16 protein-coding genes are annotated in these 18,578 nt (G+C 44.8%); 7 read left to right on the forward strand and 9 right to left on the reverse strand.

Annotated features, from left to right (window positions below):
• Window positions 1-622 precede the first annotated feature (622 nt).
• The 3 genes from PSE7367_RS02730 (at window position 623) to PSE7367_RS02740 (ending at window position 5,574) form a co-directional block, all read left to right on the forward strand.
• Complete coding sequence (locus PSE7367_RS02730; protein ID WP_015163830.1) at window positions 623-2,665, forward strand: amylo-alpha-1,6-glucosidase; 2,043 nt, start codon at window positions 623-625, stop codon at window positions 2,663-2,665.
• Window positions 2,666-3,167: 502 nt separating this feature from the next.
• Window positions 3,168-5,054, forward strand: coding sequence for an ATP-dependent zinc metalloprotease FtsH (gene ftsH, locus PSE7367_RS02735; protein ID WP_015163831.1), 1,887 nt, complete (start codon window positions 3,168-3,170; stop codon window positions 5,052-5,054).
• Between the two features lie 151 nt (window positions 5,055-5,205).
• Window positions 5,206-5,574, forward strand: a complete 369-nt coding sequence (locus PSE7367_RS02740) for a hypothetical protein (RefSeq protein WP_015163832.1) — start codon at window positions 5,206-5,208, stop codon at window positions 5,572-5,574.
• Between the two features lie 95 nt (window positions 5,575-5,669).
• Here PSE7367_RS02740 and PSE7367_RS02745 read toward each other — a convergent pair whose 3' ends face one another.
• The 3 genes from PSE7367_RS02745 to PSE7367_RS02755 all read right to left on the reverse strand — a co-directional run bounded on the left by PSE7367_RS02745 (window position 5,670) and on the right by PSE7367_RS02755 (window position 7,281).
• On the reverse strand, window positions 5,670-5,846 hold the full coding sequence (locus tag PSE7367_RS02745) for a hypothetical protein (RefSeq protein WP_156800329.1): 177 nt from the start codon (window positions 5,844-5,846) through the stop codon (window positions 5,670-5,672).
• 100 nt (window positions 5,847-5,946) lie between these two features.
• Window positions 5,947-6,336: a DUF423 domain-containing protein gene (locus PSE7367_RS02750; protein ID WP_015163833.1), complete on the reverse strand. Its 390-nt coding sequence runs from the start codon at window positions 6,334-6,336 to the stop codon at window positions 5,947-5,949.
• A gap of 99 nt (window positions 6,337-6,435) precedes the next feature.
• Window positions 6,436-7,281, reverse strand: coding sequence for a hypothetical protein (locus PSE7367_RS02755; RefSeq protein WP_041698308.1), 846 nt, complete (start codon window positions 7,279-7,281; stop codon window positions 6,436-6,438).
• 458 nt (window positions 7,282-7,739) lie between these two features.
• Here PSE7367_RS02755 and PSE7367_RS02760 point away from each other — a divergent pair, with 458 nt between their 5' ends.
• Both PSE7367_RS02760 and PSE7367_RS02765 read left to right on the forward strand, forming a co-directional pair.
• Complete coding sequence (locus PSE7367_RS02760; RefSeq protein ID WP_015163835.1) at window positions 7,740-8,186, forward strand: tellurite resistance TerB family protein; 447 nt, start codon at window positions 7,740-7,742, stop codon at window positions 8,184-8,186.
• Window positions 8,187-8,471: 285 nt separating this feature from the next.
• A complete protein-coding gene (locus tag PSE7367_RS02765) occupies window positions 8,472-9,059 on the forward strand; it encodes a DUF4178 domain-containing protein (RefSeq protein WP_015163836.1) in 588 nt (195 codons plus the stop codon).
• A gap of 6 nt (window positions 9,060-9,065) precedes the next feature.
• Here the strand turns inward: PSE7367_RS02765 and PSE7367_RS02770 are convergent, their stop codons facing one another.
• The 3 genes from PSE7367_RS02770 to PSE7367_RS02780 form a co-directional block, all read right to left on the reverse strand.
• The gene (locus PSE7367_RS02770; protein WP_198013434.1) at window positions 9,066-10,769 is read right to left on the reverse strand and encodes a sensor histidine kinase; all 1,704 of its coding nucleotides are present in this window, start codon (window positions 10,767-10,769) and stop codon (window positions 9,066-9,068) included.
• A 526-nt stretch (window positions 10,770-11,295) separates the two neighbouring features.
• A complete protein-coding gene (locus PSE7367_RS02775; protein WP_015163838.1) occupies window positions 11,296-12,216 on the reverse strand; it encodes an NAD(+) kinase in 921 nt (306 codons plus the stop codon).
• Window positions 12,217-12,568: 352 nt separating this feature from the next.
• The gene (locus PSE7367_RS02780) at window positions 12,569-13,750 is read right to left on the reverse strand and encodes an aminotransferase class V-fold PLP-dependent enzyme (protein WP_015163839.1); all 1,182 of its coding nucleotides are present in this window, start codon (window positions 13,748-13,750) and stop codon (window positions 12,569-12,571) included.
• Window positions 13,751-14,186: 436 nt separating this feature from the next.
• Here PSE7367_RS02780 and PSE7367_RS02785 point away from each other — a divergent pair, with 436 nt between their 5' ends.
• Complete coding sequence (locus tag PSE7367_RS02785; RefSeq protein ID WP_015163840.1) at window positions 14,187-14,912, forward strand: hypothetical protein; 726 nt, start codon at window positions 14,187-14,189, stop codon at window positions 14,910-14,912.
• 154 nt (window positions 14,913-15,066) lie between these two features.
• Here the strand turns inward: PSE7367_RS02785 and PSE7367_RS02790 are convergent, their stop codons facing one another.
• Together PSE7367_RS02790 and moaC are read right to left on the reverse strand one after the other, a co-directional pair.
• Complete coding sequence (locus PSE7367_RS02790; RefSeq protein ID WP_015163841.1) at window positions 15,067-15,864, reverse strand: DUF1350 family protein; 798 nt, start codon at window positions 15,862-15,864, stop codon at window positions 15,067-15,069.
• Between the two features lie 223 nt (window positions 15,865-16,087).
• Window positions 16,088-16,615 (reverse strand): cyclic pyranopterin monophosphate synthase MoaC, encoded by a 528-nt coding sequence (gene moaC / locus PSE7367_RS02795; protein ID WP_015163842.1) that lies wholly within the window; start codon window positions 16,613-16,615, stop codon window positions 16,088-16,090.
• 198 nt (window positions 16,616-16,813) lie between these two features.
• On the opposite strand from moaC, the gene PSE7367_RS02800 reads away from it, so the two are divergent.
• Window positions 16,814-17,575 (forward strand): DUF2459 domain-containing protein, encoded by a 762-nt coding sequence (locus PSE7367_RS02800; protein WP_015163843.1) that lies wholly within the window; start codon window positions 16,814-16,816, stop codon window positions 17,573-17,575.
• A gap of 243 nt (window positions 17,576-17,818) precedes the next feature.
• On the opposite strand, the gene PSE7367_RS02805 is transcribed toward PSE7367_RS02800, so the two are convergent.
• Window positions 17,819-18,508, reverse strand: a complete 690-nt coding sequence (locus PSE7367_RS02805) for an NUDIX hydrolase (RefSeq protein WP_015163844.1) — start codon at window positions 18,506-18,508, stop codon at window positions 17,819-17,821.
• Window positions 18,509-18,578: the final 70 nt, after the last annotated feature.

The following is an 18,578-nucleotide window of genomic DNA, read 5'->3' on the forward strand; positions in this document are numbered from 1 at the left end:
TATGCATATTACTCAACAATAATTGGTGCGTATTTGTGCAGATTGGCTAACCTCAAAGCGCAGTAATTCATGCTCACTCTAGTAGCAGAATAAGCGGGAATAGTTAATGCATTCTGACTATTAGAAAGGCTACATTAATACACATAAAGACCTTGCCACCCTATATGGTCTTCTTCCAGAGGCTCAGCTATGAGCTTCTTTTTTTTATTCTTAAAAACTGAATATAAAAACTGAATACATTTGCTTATATATTTACTTAACCAAACTTAGCTAAACTTAGCCCAACGATCGCCAGTAACATAACTTCCAAGCGATGTGATTATTGCTCTGCCTAAGTTCTGCCTTGAAGTTATTAGTAATCACGGCTAACTATTGCTGCATTCACCCAGAGCTGAATGATCTTTTAGATCTAGCGATCGCCCATACCTGGCTTAGAATAAGCTGTAAGTTCAGTTCTAAGTTATCTACATGACATAAAAGGCTTGAAGATTTCTGGGTACTGCACCCATAGAGATATCCCTATCGATCGAGTTTAATGTGGTCGAGTAATGATTCTCAGTTTGGTTGGTTGTATGAATTCTTTCTTAGTTTTTTGAACCAGATGAGGCAAATCATACGGTAAATGGTAGTTGAATTTGGCAGAGGAATTTGTGGTGAACTGGCTGCGGCGGAAACCCGTGAATGGCTGGTTACTAATGGGATTGGTGGTTATGCCTCCGGTACGATCGCTGGCCTGCTGACCAGGCGCTATCATGGCCTGTTGATCGCCGCGCTCAAGGCTCCGGTCAATCGCACCCTTTTGTTGTCTAAGCTGGAAGAAACGATCGACTATGACGGTGGTCAATATGCGCTGAGTGCCAATCGTTGGGTGGGTGGGAAGATCGAGCCCCAGGGCTACCATCATCTTGAACGGTTTTATTTAGATGGCACAATCCCAGTCTGGCAATATGCCTGTGGTGATGCACTCCTGGAAAAGCGGGTCTGGATGCAACTGGGTGAAAACACCACCTACATTCGCTATTACCTCGATCGCGGTAGCTCTAATTTCAAACTTTCAATCAAAGCATTGGTTAATTACCGCACCCATCACAGCGAAACCAGATGCGGCGATTGGCAAATGGACATCAATACGATCGAGCATGGGATTAGTGTCTCTGCTTTCCCTGAGGCCAAAACCCTATATTTATTTACCAACCAGGGCATCGTTTCCCCTGCCCATGACTGGTATCGGGATTATGATTTGGCGCAGGAGCGCTATCGAGGCCTGGCCGATCGAGAAGACCACCTAAATGCAGCTAAATTTGCGATTAACCTGGAGCCAGGGGATTCAATTACGATCGTGGCTAGCACCAATCCTGAGCCCAACCTGGATGGAGAGGCAGCCCTCCAGCAAAGACTTGAATATGAGCGGGGTTTAATCGAAAACTGGCGATCGGTTGACTATCTCGATAATAAAGCGGCACCCAGGTGGGTTGAGCATCTAGTTCTGGCTGCCGATCAATTTGTGGTCGATCGCCCCTTGGCGGAACAGCCTGATGGTAAAACGATCGTGGCTGGCTATCCCTGGTTTAGCGATTGGGGGCGCGATACGATGATTAGCCTCAGTGGCCTGACCGTTAGTGCTGGTCGCCCGAAACTAGCTAAAAACATTATTGCTACCTCTGCCCGCTTCCTCGATCAGGGGATGCTACCGAATGTTTTCCCCGATGAAACCGATGTACCTGGCTATAACACCGTTGATGCCACCCTTTGGTACTTTGAGGCGATCCGCGCCTATTTTGCTGCCACCCAGGATTTTGAATTTATTAAAGACCTCTATCCCAAGCTGGTTGAGGTGATCGATTGGCATGTACGTGGTACCAGATATAAAATTTGCCTCGATCCCACCGATGGGCTGCTCTATGCGGGCGAAGCGGGGATGCAGCTAACCTGGATGGATGCCAAGATTGGTGATTGGGTGGTAACGCCCAGAATTGGCAAACCGATCGAAGTAAATGCACTCTGGTATAACGCGCTGTTAATTATGGTGGCGATCGCCAAGGTCTTGGATCAGCCCTATGCGACCTATGAGAAAATGGCGATCAAGGCGGCAACGGGGTTTAATCGATTCTGGAATCCAGCTTTGGGTTATTGTTTTGATGTATTAGATACGCCCACTGGCGATGACGATTCTTTGCGCCCCAATCAAATTTTGGCGGTAGCACTGCCCCACCCAGACCTAGATCTTGACAATAACCATAAATTACACCCAGTACCTTTATTAAACATTTCCCAACAGCAAAAGGTGGTGGAAACATGTGCCAGGCGGCTGCTCACTTCCCACGGGTTGCGATCGCTCTCCCCCGATCATCGTCAGTATCAGGGTCATTATGGTGGCGATCAAGTGCTCAGGGATTGTGCCTATCATCAAGGGACGGTGTGGGGGTGGCTGATTGGTTCCTTTATTCAGGCTCATCTGCGCGTTTATAAAGAGCCAGCGCAGGCTCATCGGATTTTGGCAGCGATCGCCAGCAATTTAAATACCCACGGTGTCGGCAGTATGAGTGAAATTTTTGATGGGAATGCACCAATGTATCCACGCGGCTGTGTGGCTCAAGCCTGGACAGTGGCAGAAGTGTTGCGGGCTTGGTTGCTGATCGAGCACGATCGCCTCCAGGGCAGCTAATTGCTTAATATTCTGAACATAATTAATATTCAATTAATACCCATGGGTAGATAGCGCTAGGCTGGCCACTGCGCCATAATTAGATTAAGTTTGGTTAAGCAATTATTATAGTAATAGTTAAGCAAAAGCTGATTAAACAAATTTATTCGACTTTATTCAATCGGGTAGCAATGGTATTGGCGTTTATGGATTTAGATTTTGGTTTAGATCAAACTTCATCCCTATTTACATAACCTGCTTGCATAATTTGTGTAATTGCGCATTTTTACTTGTAATTAAATTTGAAAATAAGAAATACCATAAATCTAACTATTAGCTTCATCTAGCTCCATCAGCGGTTGTGGTTAGGCCGATCGCCTAAAGCCAGCCTAGAGTATGTCAATGGGCTGATGATTAGCGATTTTAGTAACTAATTAATAGCTAGTTAATAGCTCAGTTTCATCATCAAAAGTTTAATAATTAAATAATTTCAGTAGATACCGAGTTAAAGGCTCCTTGCAATATGAAAACATCTTGGAAAACAATATTACTGTGGGCGGTGCCGATCGCAGTGATTGGCTTTTTTGTCTGGCAAAGCTTCTTTTCGCAGCCAGTCCAATCAATGAGCATCAATGCTGCTAATACCCGCCTGTCCTACAGCAGATTCCTGGAGTACCTCGATGAAGACATGGTGCGCCGGGTTGATATTTATGATGGCGGCCGCACTGCCGTAGTGGCGGCGATCGATCCGCAACTGCAAAACCGGGAGCAACGCGCCAGGGTTGACCTGCCCATGTATGCACCGGAATTGATGAGCAAGCTCAAGGATTCTGGGGTTGATCTGGCGGTCTATCCACCGCGCAACAATGGTGCAATCTGGGGCTTTTTGAGTAACTTGATCTTCCCGATCGCCCTAATTGGTGGCTTGTTTTTCCTATTCCGTCGTTCCAGCCAGATGGGTGGCCCTGGGCAGGCAATGGACTTTGGTAAATCTAAGGCCAGATTCTCAATGGATGCCAGTACCGGCATTAAATTCGATGATGTGGCTGGGATCGAAGAAGCCAAAGAGGAGCTGCAAGAGATTGTTGGTTTCTTGAAGAAGCCAGAACGGTTCACCGCAGTGGGAGCCAAAATCCCCAAGGGGGTATTGCTAATTGGCCCGCCTGGAACTGGTAAAACGCTCTTGGCCAAGGCGATCGCTGGTGAAGCTGGTGTGCCCTTTTTCTCGGTTTCTGGGTCTGAATTTGTAGAAATGTTTGTGGGTGTTGGTGCTTCACGCGTCCGCGATTTGTTCAAGAAGGCTAAAGAAAGTGCCCCTTGTATTATCTTCGTCGATGAAATCGATGCGGTTGGTCGTCAGCGTGGTGCTGGGATCGGCGGCGGTAATGACGAGCGGGAACAAACCCTGAACCAGATCCTGACCGAAATGGATGGGTTTGAGGGTAATACTGGCATTATTGTGATTGCAGCCACAAACCGTCCTGATGTGTTGGATGCGGCGTTGCTTCGTCCTGGTCGTTTCGATCGCCAGGTCACTGTTGATGCGCCGGACATGAAGGGGCGTTTGCAAATCCTGCATGTTCATGCCCGTGGTAAAAAGATTGCTGAAGATGTTTCCCTCGACTCGATCGCCCGTCGTACCCCTGGTTTTACTGGTGCGGATTTGTCTAACTTGCTCAATGAAGCTGCGATCCTGACTGCCCGTCGCCGCAAGGATGCGATCACGCTGCTGGAAATTGATGATGCCGTCGATCGGGTGATTGCTGGCCTGGAGGGCAAGCCTTTAGTCGATAGCAAATACAAACGCATTATTGCCTACCATGAAGTCGGCCATGCGATCGTGGGCTCTTTGATTAAAGAACATGATCCAGTCCAGAAAGTAACCTTGATCCCCCGTGGTCAAGCCGCTGGACTAACCTGGTTTGCCCCTTCGGAAGAGCAAATGTTGATCTCTCGTGCCCAGATTCTGGCGCGGATCACTGGTGCTTTGGGCGGTCGTGCTGCCGAAGAAGCAGTATTTGGTCATGGTGAAGTAACCACTGGTGCTGGCAACGACTTGCAACAGGTCACTGGCATGGCAAGGCAGATGGTGACCCGGTTTGGTATGTCTGATGTGATTGGGCCACTGTCGCTGGAAGGCCAGAGTAGTCAGGTATTCCTGGGACGCGATCTGATGTCTCGATCGGAATTTTCGGAGGACATTTCCTCGCGGGTCGATAATCAGGTTAGAGATATTGTGAATTCCTGCTATAACAAAGCTTTGCAGATTATGAATGATAACCGCGAGGCGATCGATCGGGTAGTGGATATCCTGGTCGAAAAGGAGAGCATCGATGGCGAAGAGTTCCGTCAAATCCTGGCTGAGTATACAGTTGTGCCTGAGAAGGAAACTGCCACACCAGTATTGTAGACATTCAGTAGGCATTCTAGCCACTAATAATTAAATCAATTTAGCGATCGGATCCTGTAACTTCTCCACGAGAAGCGGTGCGATCGCTAAGTTTTTGGTATAAATGCTACTTTAATAACAGGATTTGCCGTCGAGTAACTCTTGATTAAAAATGTTTCTGAGCATAACCAATCAAAAATTTCGGCTTGAGCTGGATCAATGGTATGAAAAACTATTTGCCTTTCATTTTGGCGGCATTATCACAGTGCCGATCGAGCATATTACGGCCGTTAGCACCACCAAGCCAGAATTTTCCTGGAAAACGCTCCGTGCGCCTGGTACCGGTTTGCCAGGGGTACTCATGGCGGGTACTTTTTATACCGAGAATGGGCGCGAGTTCTGGTACATTAAGCGCGATCCTAACTACCTGGTGATCGATCTCAAGGATGAATATTACAAGCGGATTGTGCTGACTCTAGATAATCATGAATTCTGGGCAGAGCGCATTAGCCAGACGATCTCGTCTACAAGTATTAGTTAGCTGGCTAGTGACCCTGTCTCGAAAAAATGGACACTCCGCAAGAGTTGAAAATATAGGAGAATGTCCAAATGACAAAAACAAAAAAAGCACGTCGGCTATTTACAGCCAAACAAACTGTAAAATAGCTTAGACTCTATTGTCTGTAATGTGGCTTTGCGTCCACCGCCAGGTGCGCGTTTACGACGTTTCTCTGGCTTGTTCTGGCTATCTTGATAGGCTTGAGTAAAACTGGGCAAGAGCGACTCAAAGGCTTGACGATTCAGTCCTGTCATTGCTCGCAAAAGTCGATCTCGTTTTAGGATTTGCTCTAAGTTCAACATCGATATTTAACTCTTGACTTGGTTTATTATCCCTTATTTCCCAACAGGTCTATTAGCTTTTCAACTGGAATGCGGCCACTGCCAGGCAACCCCAGCCGATCAAAAAAGCCACCCCGCCCAAGGGAGTGATTGCACCGAGCCATTTAATCCCGCTGAGGCTGAGGGCATAGAGACTGCCAGAAAAGATGGCGATCCCAGCAATAAAAGCAAATCCAGTGACATTGAACAAAGGATTACCATCACTATCACTACCTAAGCTAAGCAAAAGCAAGCCCACAGCAAGCAGCGCCAGGGCATGATACATCTGATAGCGCACACCGGTTTCAAAAATGGCGATCGCCTTTTCCGTAATTCTATCCTTGAGGGCATGGGAGGCAAACGCCCCAGCCGCCACGCCAATCCCCGCCAGGATCGCAGCTATGGCTATAAATATTTTGGCCATTTTTAGATCTTAAATGCACACTTAAAAAATAAAGCGATCGCCCTAATTAACTAATTCCCAGATTTACCAAACTTATCTATTCTATTACCGATCTATTACCTAAGCACCACAGCCAGCCGCAGAGCCGCGACAGGTGATTACCCGTTCCGTAAATAATTCAAACCCCTGAACCGTAACACTATAGTTGGCGCGATTGACCACATGGCGAATGTTGCCATCATTGGCAGTGTAACCATTACTAGTGGTGGCAGCCGGCAAGACCAGGGGGCGAGTCGATTGGCCTTGAGCCACAACCAGATAGTTTTGCGCCGGATTAGCTGAGCCACCCATGCGACCACGACAGATATAAACATCATGATTATGGGTGGTATAGCGAGCGATCATCACGCCACTGCCGGCATTTGCTGGGCAACGCCCCGCCACAGGTAAAGTGGGTGTTTCGGGAATGGGCACACCAGGGTTTGTGGGCAAGCCTGGGTTAGCAGCAGTAGTGGCTAAAACCTGCTCAGAATAGATGGTGCCATTTTGGGAAATTCTAATTTGGGCATTATCCACCGCATAGGCAAAGGGGCTGTTGTTAGCAATATAACCACCATTACCGCTAGGCATGGCAAAGCCCACATAATTACCCGTCCCACCCTGAGTCTTATTGGCTAAATAGTAGTAAAGCTGATTCGCACTATTGGCACAAATCAGGACATAGTAGGTCTGGCTTTCATACCCAGCAATGCGTCGAAGTGATTGATTGGCAAATCCTTGTCCGGGTAGGGGGCAGAAGGGATTATCGATCGCCCTAGTTACAACCGGCAATTGGGCAACGAGTTGGCTTGGCATTTGCGTCTCTTGAGCCTCTTGAGCTTCTTGAGCATGAGTGCTACCAACTGATACGCCAATGGCGCTCACAATTCCAGCCATAAATAGAGCCGCTGATCTTAAAAGTTTCATTGTCTCCACAATAAGCAACTTACGGAGGTACGCAGTAAGTTAGGTGTTTTACTCTTAATAAAATTAAATAATATTCCTGCTACTTCCAGGAGTTCATATTTTTGCCAGGGCAATTCAAATTACAAGGTTCTGACCGCAGCATATGGAAGTATGGCCTATTATTCATAAGCGATCAATAAAATAATTGATTACTAATCGTGCTAAATAGCAAATTAGAGTAATCCAGGCTGTTATGGGATCATACCGCATTGCTCTAGCTGAGCAAACTCAATTGTTAGCAATGGCAATAATTAATTTTCAGCTCTAAACTGAGAGTAAGCGGCCGAGGGATATTACCATGAGGCCAGGATCAGGTGCGATCGCCCTCTGTTGCTTACTAGCACAACGAAATTTTTATGGTAAAAATGCTGGCAAATCAACTAACTAACTTCAACTAACTAACTTGAGGAGAGCAAAGTATGTTGACCATATCCTATGATGATATTTTTCGTAGCAATGCTGAAACTGCAACAGCTCTAGATTCAGATCAGGCGATCTGTGCGATCGGTGTTTTGATGATGACGATCGACGGGGAAATTGCCAGCCCAGAAGTTTCTTATTTGGTGAGTGCCCTCGAAAAGCTCAATCATGATCTCGAGCAAATTGAGCAGATTTATGCCAAAGTGATGCAAATCTTAAATCAAGATGGGCCTGGAGCCCTGTTCAATGCTGCCATAGCTGGCCTAGCAGATGAACAAAAGGAAGTAGCCTTCGAGGTGGCCGTGAGGGTTGCCCTGGCGGACAAGAAGATTATGGATGCGGAAAATGATTGCTTGACAGCTTTAGCAGAGGCTCTAGACTTATCTAGCGATGTCATGATTAAGATCATTGATTGGGTGCTTGGCCAGGAGCAAAATAATAGCTAGGATTCAATCGGCAGATTATGAGTGGTGTTGATTCGAGCAGATCAATCTGGCTCTTGGCAAATGCTTTGGAGAGGGCGGTAAGCTCAACAAGTTAGGTAGTTAAGAGTTAGCTCAGGTAATAATCAGGTAATAGCGATCGCCAAACTAAGCAACAGTTAAGAATGCTTTAATTGCCCTATTGAACTAATAAATTGAACTAATAAAATAATAAAATCCCTTACCATTTACCTATAGCCTATAATGGCTGCGGAGCTGTTCAGGTCTGGTTAAAGGACTTAAATCTAAATGTTTGGACTACTTTTATTATTGGTAATTGCGGCTGTCCTGGTGGGGATCTATTTTCTCGCGCAACAGGGTAAAGCAAGTCCAAGTGCCAGCAACGAGCGCGATCGTAACGAAGCACCAACCATCTTCAATCTACGGATTGGCGACTTTGTGCAGTATATGGGCACCGACTGGGCAGTTGAAGGTAAATTAACCTATAGCAGTAATGGTTATAGCTGGCTGGAATATATGCTCCAGGATGGTAATGGCATCCGCTGGATGTCGGTGGAAGAAGATGATTTAGTAGAGGTAACCTGGACTGAGCCAGTCTCTGACAATCAGATATCTGGATTGCCACCCAATCCAATTACGTTTCAAGGTGAGCAATATCGCCTGACAGAATCCGGTGAAGCAGTGATGATTCGCTCCGGTGGCACGATCAATAAACGGGCGGAACGATGTAAATATTACGAATATGAAGGGACAGAAAATAAGGTCTTGTCGATCGAGGATTGGGGCAGCGAAATGGAAGTAAACGCTGGCTTGAAAATTAACCCACGCTTGCTAGAACTCCTGCCTGGTGATGGTAAGAGTGTGTATAACAGTTAGAAGATGTCAGTTGGGAGTTGAGGTAGTATAAGGGAATTTAACTGTAAATACAGATCCTTGCTCTATGCTGCTTTCAACCGTAATTAAACCACCGCATAGCTCAATAACTTGTTTAGTGATCGACAAACCTAAACCGGTGCCTTGAATACTTTCAGAATTACTTCCGCGTTGAAACGATTGAAAAATGTTTTCAATATCCTTCTCTGCAATGCCTATTCCATGATCTGATATCTGTACGCTAACAAAACTGGCATTTCTGGATACTGCGAAACAGACGGTAGAATCTTCATACGAATACTTGATGGCGTTGGAAATTATATTGCGTAAAGCCATAGCAATAAGCTTTTTATCCATCCATAAGCAATCATAATTACCGTCGACTTTGAGATCTACATCAATTAATTTTTGTTTTCCGATCAGTTCAAATTCGTTACATATCTCTTGACATAAAGCATTGAAATTATGGAAATCAGGTTTATATGTAAGTTTCCCTGACTCTAATCTAGCTAGTATTAATAGCTCATCTAGTAAGTCACGCATTTGATTGCAGGCTTGCAAGATTTTTTTGTAGCTCTTTTGCTTTTTCTGATCGTCATATCTATCAGCATATTTGATTAAGTTTTGAATAGTTAAACTGATACTTGCAACTGGATTGCGAAACTCATGGGAAGTAATATTCACAAATTGTGATTTAAGCTGGTTAATCTCTTTTTCCTGCTTCAAAGTATTTCTCAGTTTAGTTTCAATAAACTTGAGTTGCGTTTTTTCAACTTCTTGCAGTCTAATTAACAAAATAATGAATGCGCCAACCAGACCAATAATGGTGAAAAACATTAAATCTAGCGGGCGTAGCTTTTCTTCAATATTTCTTCTGGGAATAACTAATGCGATCGACCAATCAGCCTCTCTAAGGGGAACCTGGGCAACAAAAACCGACTCATTGTCAATCGTAGCTAGTTCAATTTTTTTTATCCCTTCTACCATTTGTTTGGCAATAGTTCTTAAATCATCCGATTCAGACTCAAGAAAACTTTGGGCTGGCATTTCAAGAGTGCCTGTTTTACTACTATCTGGATGGATGATGGGAGCTCCCTCAGAATTTAGCGCAAATGCATAACTATGTTCCCCATAGCCCAGCTCTTTGACTACGTTGGATAGTCGATTAATATCAATGCCAGCCGTATTTAATCCTATTACTTTTCTCTGAAAAGTTGAGTCTACCCAAATTGGCGCAACTACTATTATTAGTGGTATGCCATATACTCTAGAAATAAGAGGATTAGAAACTGTTACTTTCCCTGATAATCCCATCTGAATATGGGGGCGGTCTCTGACATTAGCGTCTACTTTACCAATATGAGTAACGTAGTATTCTCCGCTAGGAAATACTAGGGCAAAGTGATAAAACTCTTCGATTCGATCAGCTTCAGCTTCAAGATATGGCCCCGCAATAGTCCAATCCAATGTTTTTAGACTAGTTGAATTTGCTATAGTGCTAACTTCTGACTTTCTTACCGCAAGCCATGTATCAATTTTATCTACCCCTTCTTGAACCTGAACTAAAGCCGCCTCCTTTAGAGTTTCTAAAATCAGTTTTCGAGCCGATCTGTAGCTATAATAGGCTCCTCCCCACATCATAAAGACTATGGTGACTATACTTAAACGAATGATAATCTTTTTGGGATTAAACCCTCTGTGCTTAAACTTCATACGCCTAAGATCGGCCATACTCCGATATCTATCGATTTATTTCTGAAAAATAAAAGCTAACCAACTAATATGCCACTTCGTAGTAGTCATTTGCTTAACTCAGTGGCACAACGCAATTGCATATAATATCAACAAATTTCAGACTTTAAATTTTACTGTTTGGATAGATATTGGGTAATTTGATTTTTAGAGTAATGTACCCTTTTATCGTGAAACCACCTGTTCAATTGCAAAAGAGAAACAAGTAAGCTTAGTTGAAATATACCGACAACTCTAGGCTTATGTGCGTTATAAGTATTTTATTATTTGAATTTCTCTGTTTAGATAAAATACGGAATTAAGTGATTTGAGCAAGAAGCAAAATTATGGCGTTATACCTTAGCGGGATGGTCTAAAGAGTAAGCTAATTGGTCAAGCTATTATTATGTAGACGCTTTTGTAGACGCTTTGATATTTTCACCAATGGCGTTTTCATCCCTGAATTACGCAATGCCAAAATCATCTTACATTTGTTGTAAAAGAGAGCTCAATTTGGTAACTCTACGGAAGCGGGCTTGGAAATATGGGGTAGACCCCAGCCCAGTTTTTCGCGCAATACTTTAAAGAACTCACCCGCATGTAAGCGAATGAACCTGGCCGGGTGGGGCGATCGCTCGATTACGACATGATTATCGGGATAGACATAGCAACCCGCATTGCCATCGGCCACCAAAACTAGACGGTGTTTATTGGCGGGGGTAATTACCACTGGCTCAGTATTGGCAAAAACCAATGCCCGTGAAGCCATCGAATGGGCACAAATCGGCACCAATTGCAGCACTGGGATCGCTGGCTCGATCACTGGCCCCCCGGCCGAAAGCGCATAGGCAGTTGATCCGGTGGGGGTAGCAATAATCACACCATCGGCAGCCACATCAACGGGCATATGTTGGCCGATCGTAATTTCAAAATGACACATGCTGGTCAGTGGCTCGCGGTGGATCACCATCTCATTGAGGGCAAGCGCTTCCCATAGCAATGTTTTGCCATCATAGACCCTAACCGTAATCATCGATCGCTGTTCGATAATATATTCATTATCAACTACATGCTGCATATCTTCTTGCCAGCCGCCCATATAGCCTTCAGTCAGAAAGCCCATGTGGCCAGTGTTGATCGAAATGACGGGCAAGCCAGCGGGGGCAATCTGGCGGAAAGTGGACAATACTGTGCCATCACCACCGAGGGCAACGACAAAAGACATGTCTTGATCGAATCCTGGCGGCACCAAGCTTTCGATCGGTGTGTGGCAAACGGGGCTGTCGGGCTTAGCATAGCCTAAAATGCCTCCCCAGCCAGTGGTGACAACTACTTGCCATCCTAAATCGGAGAACCAACTTTTAATTGCACTGGTTGCCTCTTTGGCAACTGGCTTTGCATCGTTGTAGATGATGCCTACTTTCGGCACGCTAAGAAACCATCCGAAAAACTAAGATTTATGGCAATGATCCGTTAATCATCCATTGCCGTGTTAGCAAATTATAGCCTTATCAGGAGCATTTAACTGCCTCAATTATAGTCTTAGTCATGTTTGCTAATTTTTCGCCGGACTGTAATTACATTACTGATCGCAAAATTGAATATTCAGTAATGCTTAAAGTAATGCTTAGGCATGGCTACAAACCTAATTAGACGAACCTTCTTTACTACTTTAGCCCAAATGTAATATTGATCAATTGATCATCAGTGCAATGAAAAATGATCACTAATGATCACTAAAGTCACAATACGGTTTTTAGGCGATCGCCGATAACGAAACATTAGGCAGCGCCAAAACTAGCCGCGATCGTTTGGATTGCTTGAGCCAGGAGTTTATATTCACTTTCCTGGTTGTAAGCCTGTGCCGATATGCGTAGCCACAATCGATCGGCAAAGGGCATAACTGGCACTTCGATTTGATATTCTTGCCAGAGTCGATCGTTTAACTCAACCGCAGAAATTGGCATGGTGGGCAAGGCGATCGTAGCCATTGAGCCCAACATTTCTGTTGGTGCATTTGGTGATTGCTGCCAAGCCTGGTTTAAATAATCCACCGCCCAGATTACTAGATTATGGTTGCGCTGTTTAATAGATTTGGCCTGGGATGTCATTTGGTCAAGCGATCGCTGAAACTTGATCGCCTCGCTGACTGCTAACCAAGCACTGGGATCGCGGGTGCCGACCCAATCAAACTCAGCCACATAGCCAGAACCATAACCGTGGGAAATAACCGTAGGGTGAATCTGATCTGTTAGCTGAGGGAAGGGTGAATTGGGATTAGTCCACAAAAAACCACAACCCTTGGGCGCGCAGAGCCACTTATGGCAATTGCCCACATACCAATCCGCGCCGATCGCTTGCAAATCCAGATCGATCATTCCTGGCGCGTGGGCTCCATCGATCAAAGTGGGGATTTTGTGCTCTCTGGCTAATTTCACCAATTCAATTACTGGCAAGATCAAGGCGGTGGCGGAGGTAATATGATCAACTACTAACAATTTGGTGCTTGAGCTAATCACCCCAGCGATTGCCTCGATTACCTGCTCTGGCCGCTCAATCGGGAAAGGCACAACTGCTTCGATTGGCCTTATTCCAACCCGATCGCCAATGAACTCTAATGTTTTACGCACCGCGCCATAGGTATGGTTGGTAACGACAATCTGATCACCAGGACTAAACTGGAGCGATCGCACCACCGCATTCACCCCCGCCGTGGCATTTTCCACAAATACTAAATCCTGCCCTGTGGCTCCCACAAACTCGGCCAGATCAGCAGCGGCAGCCCTGAGTAAGACAGGCAATTCCTGACCCATGAAGCGGACTGGTTGCCTTTCCAGTTGCGATCGCCATTGCTGCTGTTTTTCTAGCACCGCGATCGGACATGCCCCAAAAGAGCCATGATTGAGAAAAATGCAATCCGGTTCTAATCGCCACAGGTTGCGGATCGATTTGCCAAAAGCCAAATTTCACCTCACCCCAAATTACTTGACCAATCTTGACTAATCTCGACCAATAGCGATTAAACCATAGAATCGTTAAAAGAATCATGATTACAGCCTAAAGTCGAGTAAAAAGGCGATAATCAAGTTTTGCGACTAAGTTATGGTTATTAACTCAGGTAAAACAGATCGGTTTTTAAGCGGATAGATAATCTAGTCACTGCTGGTTTTAGCTATTACCAAATACTTAATAAACTAGGATAAAACAGGCCGAATTTACCTATGATCAAACTATGCTCTATTAGATAGTAGAGTAGGTAAGTCTTGATTAATTTAATCGATTAATCTAAGTATGGCCTAGATTTTGAATTCAGTTTGGCGATCGTTGCCTACATTAATGCCTGGATCAAGAGTTTCGCGCAAATTAGCAGAGTGGGTTATGGCTGGTAGGAGGTTTTAGATGATATCAGGACTCAAGTCATCCACCCTTGAGTTACTAAGGCGATTTAATACTAGCTTTCCCCAATTCTACGAGCAGTTTGTGAGTAGTGAAATTCAGCTGCAAAATTTGAAGCTGGCCTACAAGCTATATCAAACCAGGCAAGCAGTAATTGAAATCAACCCTGAAGGCAGCAAGAGTATTCTTTATTTTGCCTATCGTAATCAATCGTTCCTGCTCAATGATATTTTTGGGGTTTTGGCTGCCTATGGTCTAACGATCCACAGCCTGAGTTTGTATGGGCAGATCTATCCACCCATGCTGATGTTTATGAAATTAACCATCTCGCGGGGTGGCAAGACTTTGCCTGCCAAGACCTCCGAGAATGTGCATAAGGCGATCAAAGAAACTCTGCTGGGGCATTTTGAAGTTGAAGAAATGCTAGCGCTGGAATTCAACCTTGATAGTGGCCTGCGGCGCGTAGAGACAAATTTTTATGTCGATCGGGTTTTTCACCTGCCTGCCCTGCTGATCGAAGCGGACAACCAACCAGGTTTGTTCTATAAGGTGATGAATGCATTGTGGCAAGAGGATTTGCTGGTGGTAAATGCCAACTTGCTGGTGTGGCGTGGACGCACCCGCTTGATTTTGTATTTGCTGGGCCCCAATGAAGGTTTGATCCCAGAATATTTGGGGACTAAGATCGCCGATAGTTTAAAAAATCGTTTGCTTGAAAAGCAGTATTAATCTACATATTGCTTGATCCAGTGATGGCAACCACAGCACTAACTGTAAATATTCGGCACCTGACCGATCGCTTATTGCTCGATCGTCTGGTCATCCTGCCAATATGCAAAGTTCATTTATGGTGCGGTAACTGATGCAAAAAAATTGAGATTGGCTAACTAGCCACAGAGCTACGATCGATACTCTTGCGATCGGGATTGTTGGTTGCCAGCCATCGCAATAAAACCTGTTCCAGGGTGTGATTATTTTTATGCACGCCTTGCTTTAGCCACTGGCCGATCGCATCAAAGGGCGTAAAACTATTGCCAGCTTGCCAATTAAAGTCAATCCCCATAGAAGTTAAATGGGTGCCAGGTAATGCTTGTACCTTAACCGTCTCCGGGAACTTGAGCTTTAGTTGGGTGGAAAGGTCAGTGATTTCATCAATGCTGTCGTCAAAAAAACGTACTAGCAAATTGTGGCGGGTTTTATACTGGCGATCGACCAGATCCCTGGTAGCTTCTGGCGAGGGATAGAATTCCATTTCCGCCATTTCCGGAATTGTAACCGCCAGCTCTTTGAAAAAAGGAACCGATCGCTTAGCACTGTAGTTGTTGTAGGCGATGAACATATTGCCAGTACGATCGCAGTTGTAGTAGCAGTTCAGCAACAAATGCACCTTGCAGCCCATGCTATGCCCCAGACCATAGACGGGGAAATAGTCTAAGAATAATTTGCTGCGGGCTTTTTGAAAGGTTTTATAAGTCTCGGCGGCAATCTGACCGTGATCAAAGGTATTGTTCGCAAAGGGCGTAGCCACAATCACATAACCATAACTGGCCAGCTTTTCTAGCAAACGGCGATAGGCAATGTGCGGCGCTGCGGCAAAAAATGCCCCGCCCAGGAAGTGGATTACTCCTTTGGGTTTGGGTGGGGTTAACACCCAGTTTTGTTCTACCTGTAGCCATTCCATAGATTATGCTGCACTAAAATGCTAGAGCGATCGCCAAATTTGCTATTTCAATCTTAAGTGATCGGTCTTTATCTCTGTTCCCCCAACAGAGGTAAACCTTCTTAGCTCCAATTTACATAGGTGCTGCCTTAACTTGAGGTGCTTTTTCAAGAATTGCGATTACATGAATAAAATTACCGTTTTGGGGATTAAAACCTGCCTGATAATTCGTTTGAACAAGGATTTAAGCAAGAATATTAAAATCTCCCGACTTACCACCACTTTTATGCACCAATCGCACCGCCGAGATCACCATCGTTTTTTCTAAAGCCTTCGCCATATCATAAATAGTTAGCGCCGCCACTGTCGCTGCTGTCAGCGCTTCCATTTCTACGCCGGTTTCCGCCTTGGTCTTTACTTCGGCAATAATTTGATAACCAGGAATATTCTCGTCCAATTCAATTTTTACATCGATCGAAGTGAGGGGAAGGGGATGGCAGAGCGGAATTAGGTTAGCGGTTTGTTTTGCGGCCATGATCCCCGCCAATCGTGCCGTACCTAGCACATCGCCTTTCTTGACATTTTTGTCCTGAATCGCATCAAGGGTAGTAGTTTTCATGGCGATTTCGCAGGTAGCGATCGCCTTTCTGATAGTTTGCTCTTTTTCGGTCACATCCACCATTCGGGCTGTACCAGTATGATCGATATGGGAAAGCGATTGACTTGGCGTTGAATTGGCTTTACTAAGAGCAGTGTTTTCTGAATTACTCATTTATAATCGAAGAAAGAATTTCTCTGTCCGGTATTCCTAGCTAGATTATTGCCATTGGCCACCACGATCTTAATTTGCTTGGCGCAAGTGATCGGTGAAGTGGCACAAAGTTAAAGCAGGCATCAATCTATTTTCTTACATTCTTGCTGTTTTGCTTGGCACTCTGGCTAAATAAACTCAATTTCTAGAGGGGATAACGTGTCATTGAAACTGTCATTAAAATTAAAACTTAAAAATTTTGCCAAAAAGATCAGTAATAGGCGATCGCTCAGGAATCATCAAAGTCATCAAAAACGCCGTTGGCTTATTGGTCTATGCATGATCATGGCTATTCTGGTTAGTTTTAATTTGCTCTTTAGCTGCCCCAAGCCGATCGCCGGCCTGTTTCCACCGCAACCGGGTGAACCCACTAAAACCCTCTATATTGTGCGGCAAGCATGGCATACAGGTTTAGCCTGGTCACAACAAGATTTACCCCAAATGGGGCCGGAGGCATGGCGAGATGCCCCCTATATAGAAATTGGTTGGGGCGATCGCCGCTTTTACTATGACAGTGACTTTTCGGTTAATTCAGTGTTGCAGGCAATATTCATCCCGACAACAAGTGTGATGCATGTGGTGGGGTTTGCGGAGCCACCAAAGGAGTTCTTTCACTATACGGATGTGTGGGAGTTGGAACTTTCGGAACGTGGTTTCAAAAATCTATTTAAGTTTGTGCAGCAGACTTACGCTGGGTTTGATGGCGGGGCAGGAGTAACAGGGCGATCGCCTCTAGCAGGCAAAAGTTTGTATGGGGTAGGCAATTATTATGAGGCATTGCCTAGCTATAGTTTCTGGCAAACTTGCAATGGTTGGACAGCACAAGCACTTTTACAGGCGGGGGTGCCCATTTGCCCAAAGCGAACTTTGTTAGTCAGGGATGTGGTGGCGCAATTGCGGCGATTTTTTGTACCTAATTAGTTTTCTAATTAGTTTTGGTATAGCCAGCTTGAATGATTGGCTTTCCTGAACACTAAATATCCTAAATATTAAAAAAGCCCAGGGGGATAACTGGGCTGGTGAGTATTTGAGACGTTCACAGTTTAATTAAGCCATGAAGCCTGATGAGAATAAACATGATTTTGTCAGTTGTTCGATCACTTTTAACATGATCTGCTAGCCCGATCGCCCTGCCAAGATAATTCCGAAATCGACACAATGGAATTAGATTTCAAAGCTAAAGCCCCTATATCTAAGCTGCTCATATCTTTTTTTGTCGAAGCGATAGAGCCTTGCAGCACGATGGGACACGCCAGTTTCTCGCTCATTTAAATCGATCAATAAATTCATTTTTAAAATTTTTTTACGAAAATTCCGTTTGTCGAGTTTTTGATCTAAAACTATTTCATAGAGAGTTTGAAGCTGAGTGAGAGTGAATTTCTGCGGCAATAATTCAAAGCCGATCGGCTGGTAGCGTAACTTGCCCTGTAATCGTTGTAATGCCACTTGCAAAATCTGGTCATGATCAAAGGCCAGTTTGGGTAAATTAGCGATCGCAAACCAGGCCGCATCACTGGCATCGGTTGTGGCTCTGATTTGATGTTCCCAGAGATTCACCAGAGCATAGTAGGCTACGGTAATAATCCGATCGCGGGGGTCTCTATTCACCGCCCCAAATGTATAGAGTTGTTCTAGGAAAGCTTGTTTAATGCCGGTTTCTTCCTCTAATTCTCGCTTTGCTGCTTGGTCAAGGGATTCATTGAGCTGCACAAATCCCCCTGGCAATGCCCAATCCCCCTTAAAAGGAGCCACGCCACGTTTAATTAGCATTACTTTTAAATCCTGGCGATCGAGCCCAAATACAACACAGTCAACGGCGACGGTTGGCTTATACTGAGCAAAAGCTTTAGACATGACTAACTTATTATTGCTACTAATAGCAAAGTATGACGATTAGGGAAGTAGAGCTTGATTGACTTAGTGT

Origin of the sequence: Pseudanabaena sp. PCC 7367, from assembly GCF_000317065.1 — a bacterium.
GTDB classification, from domain to species: domain Bacteria; phylum Cyanobacteriota; class Cyanobacteriia; order Pseudanabaenales; family Pseudanabaenaceae; genus Thalassoporum; species Thalassoporum mexicanum.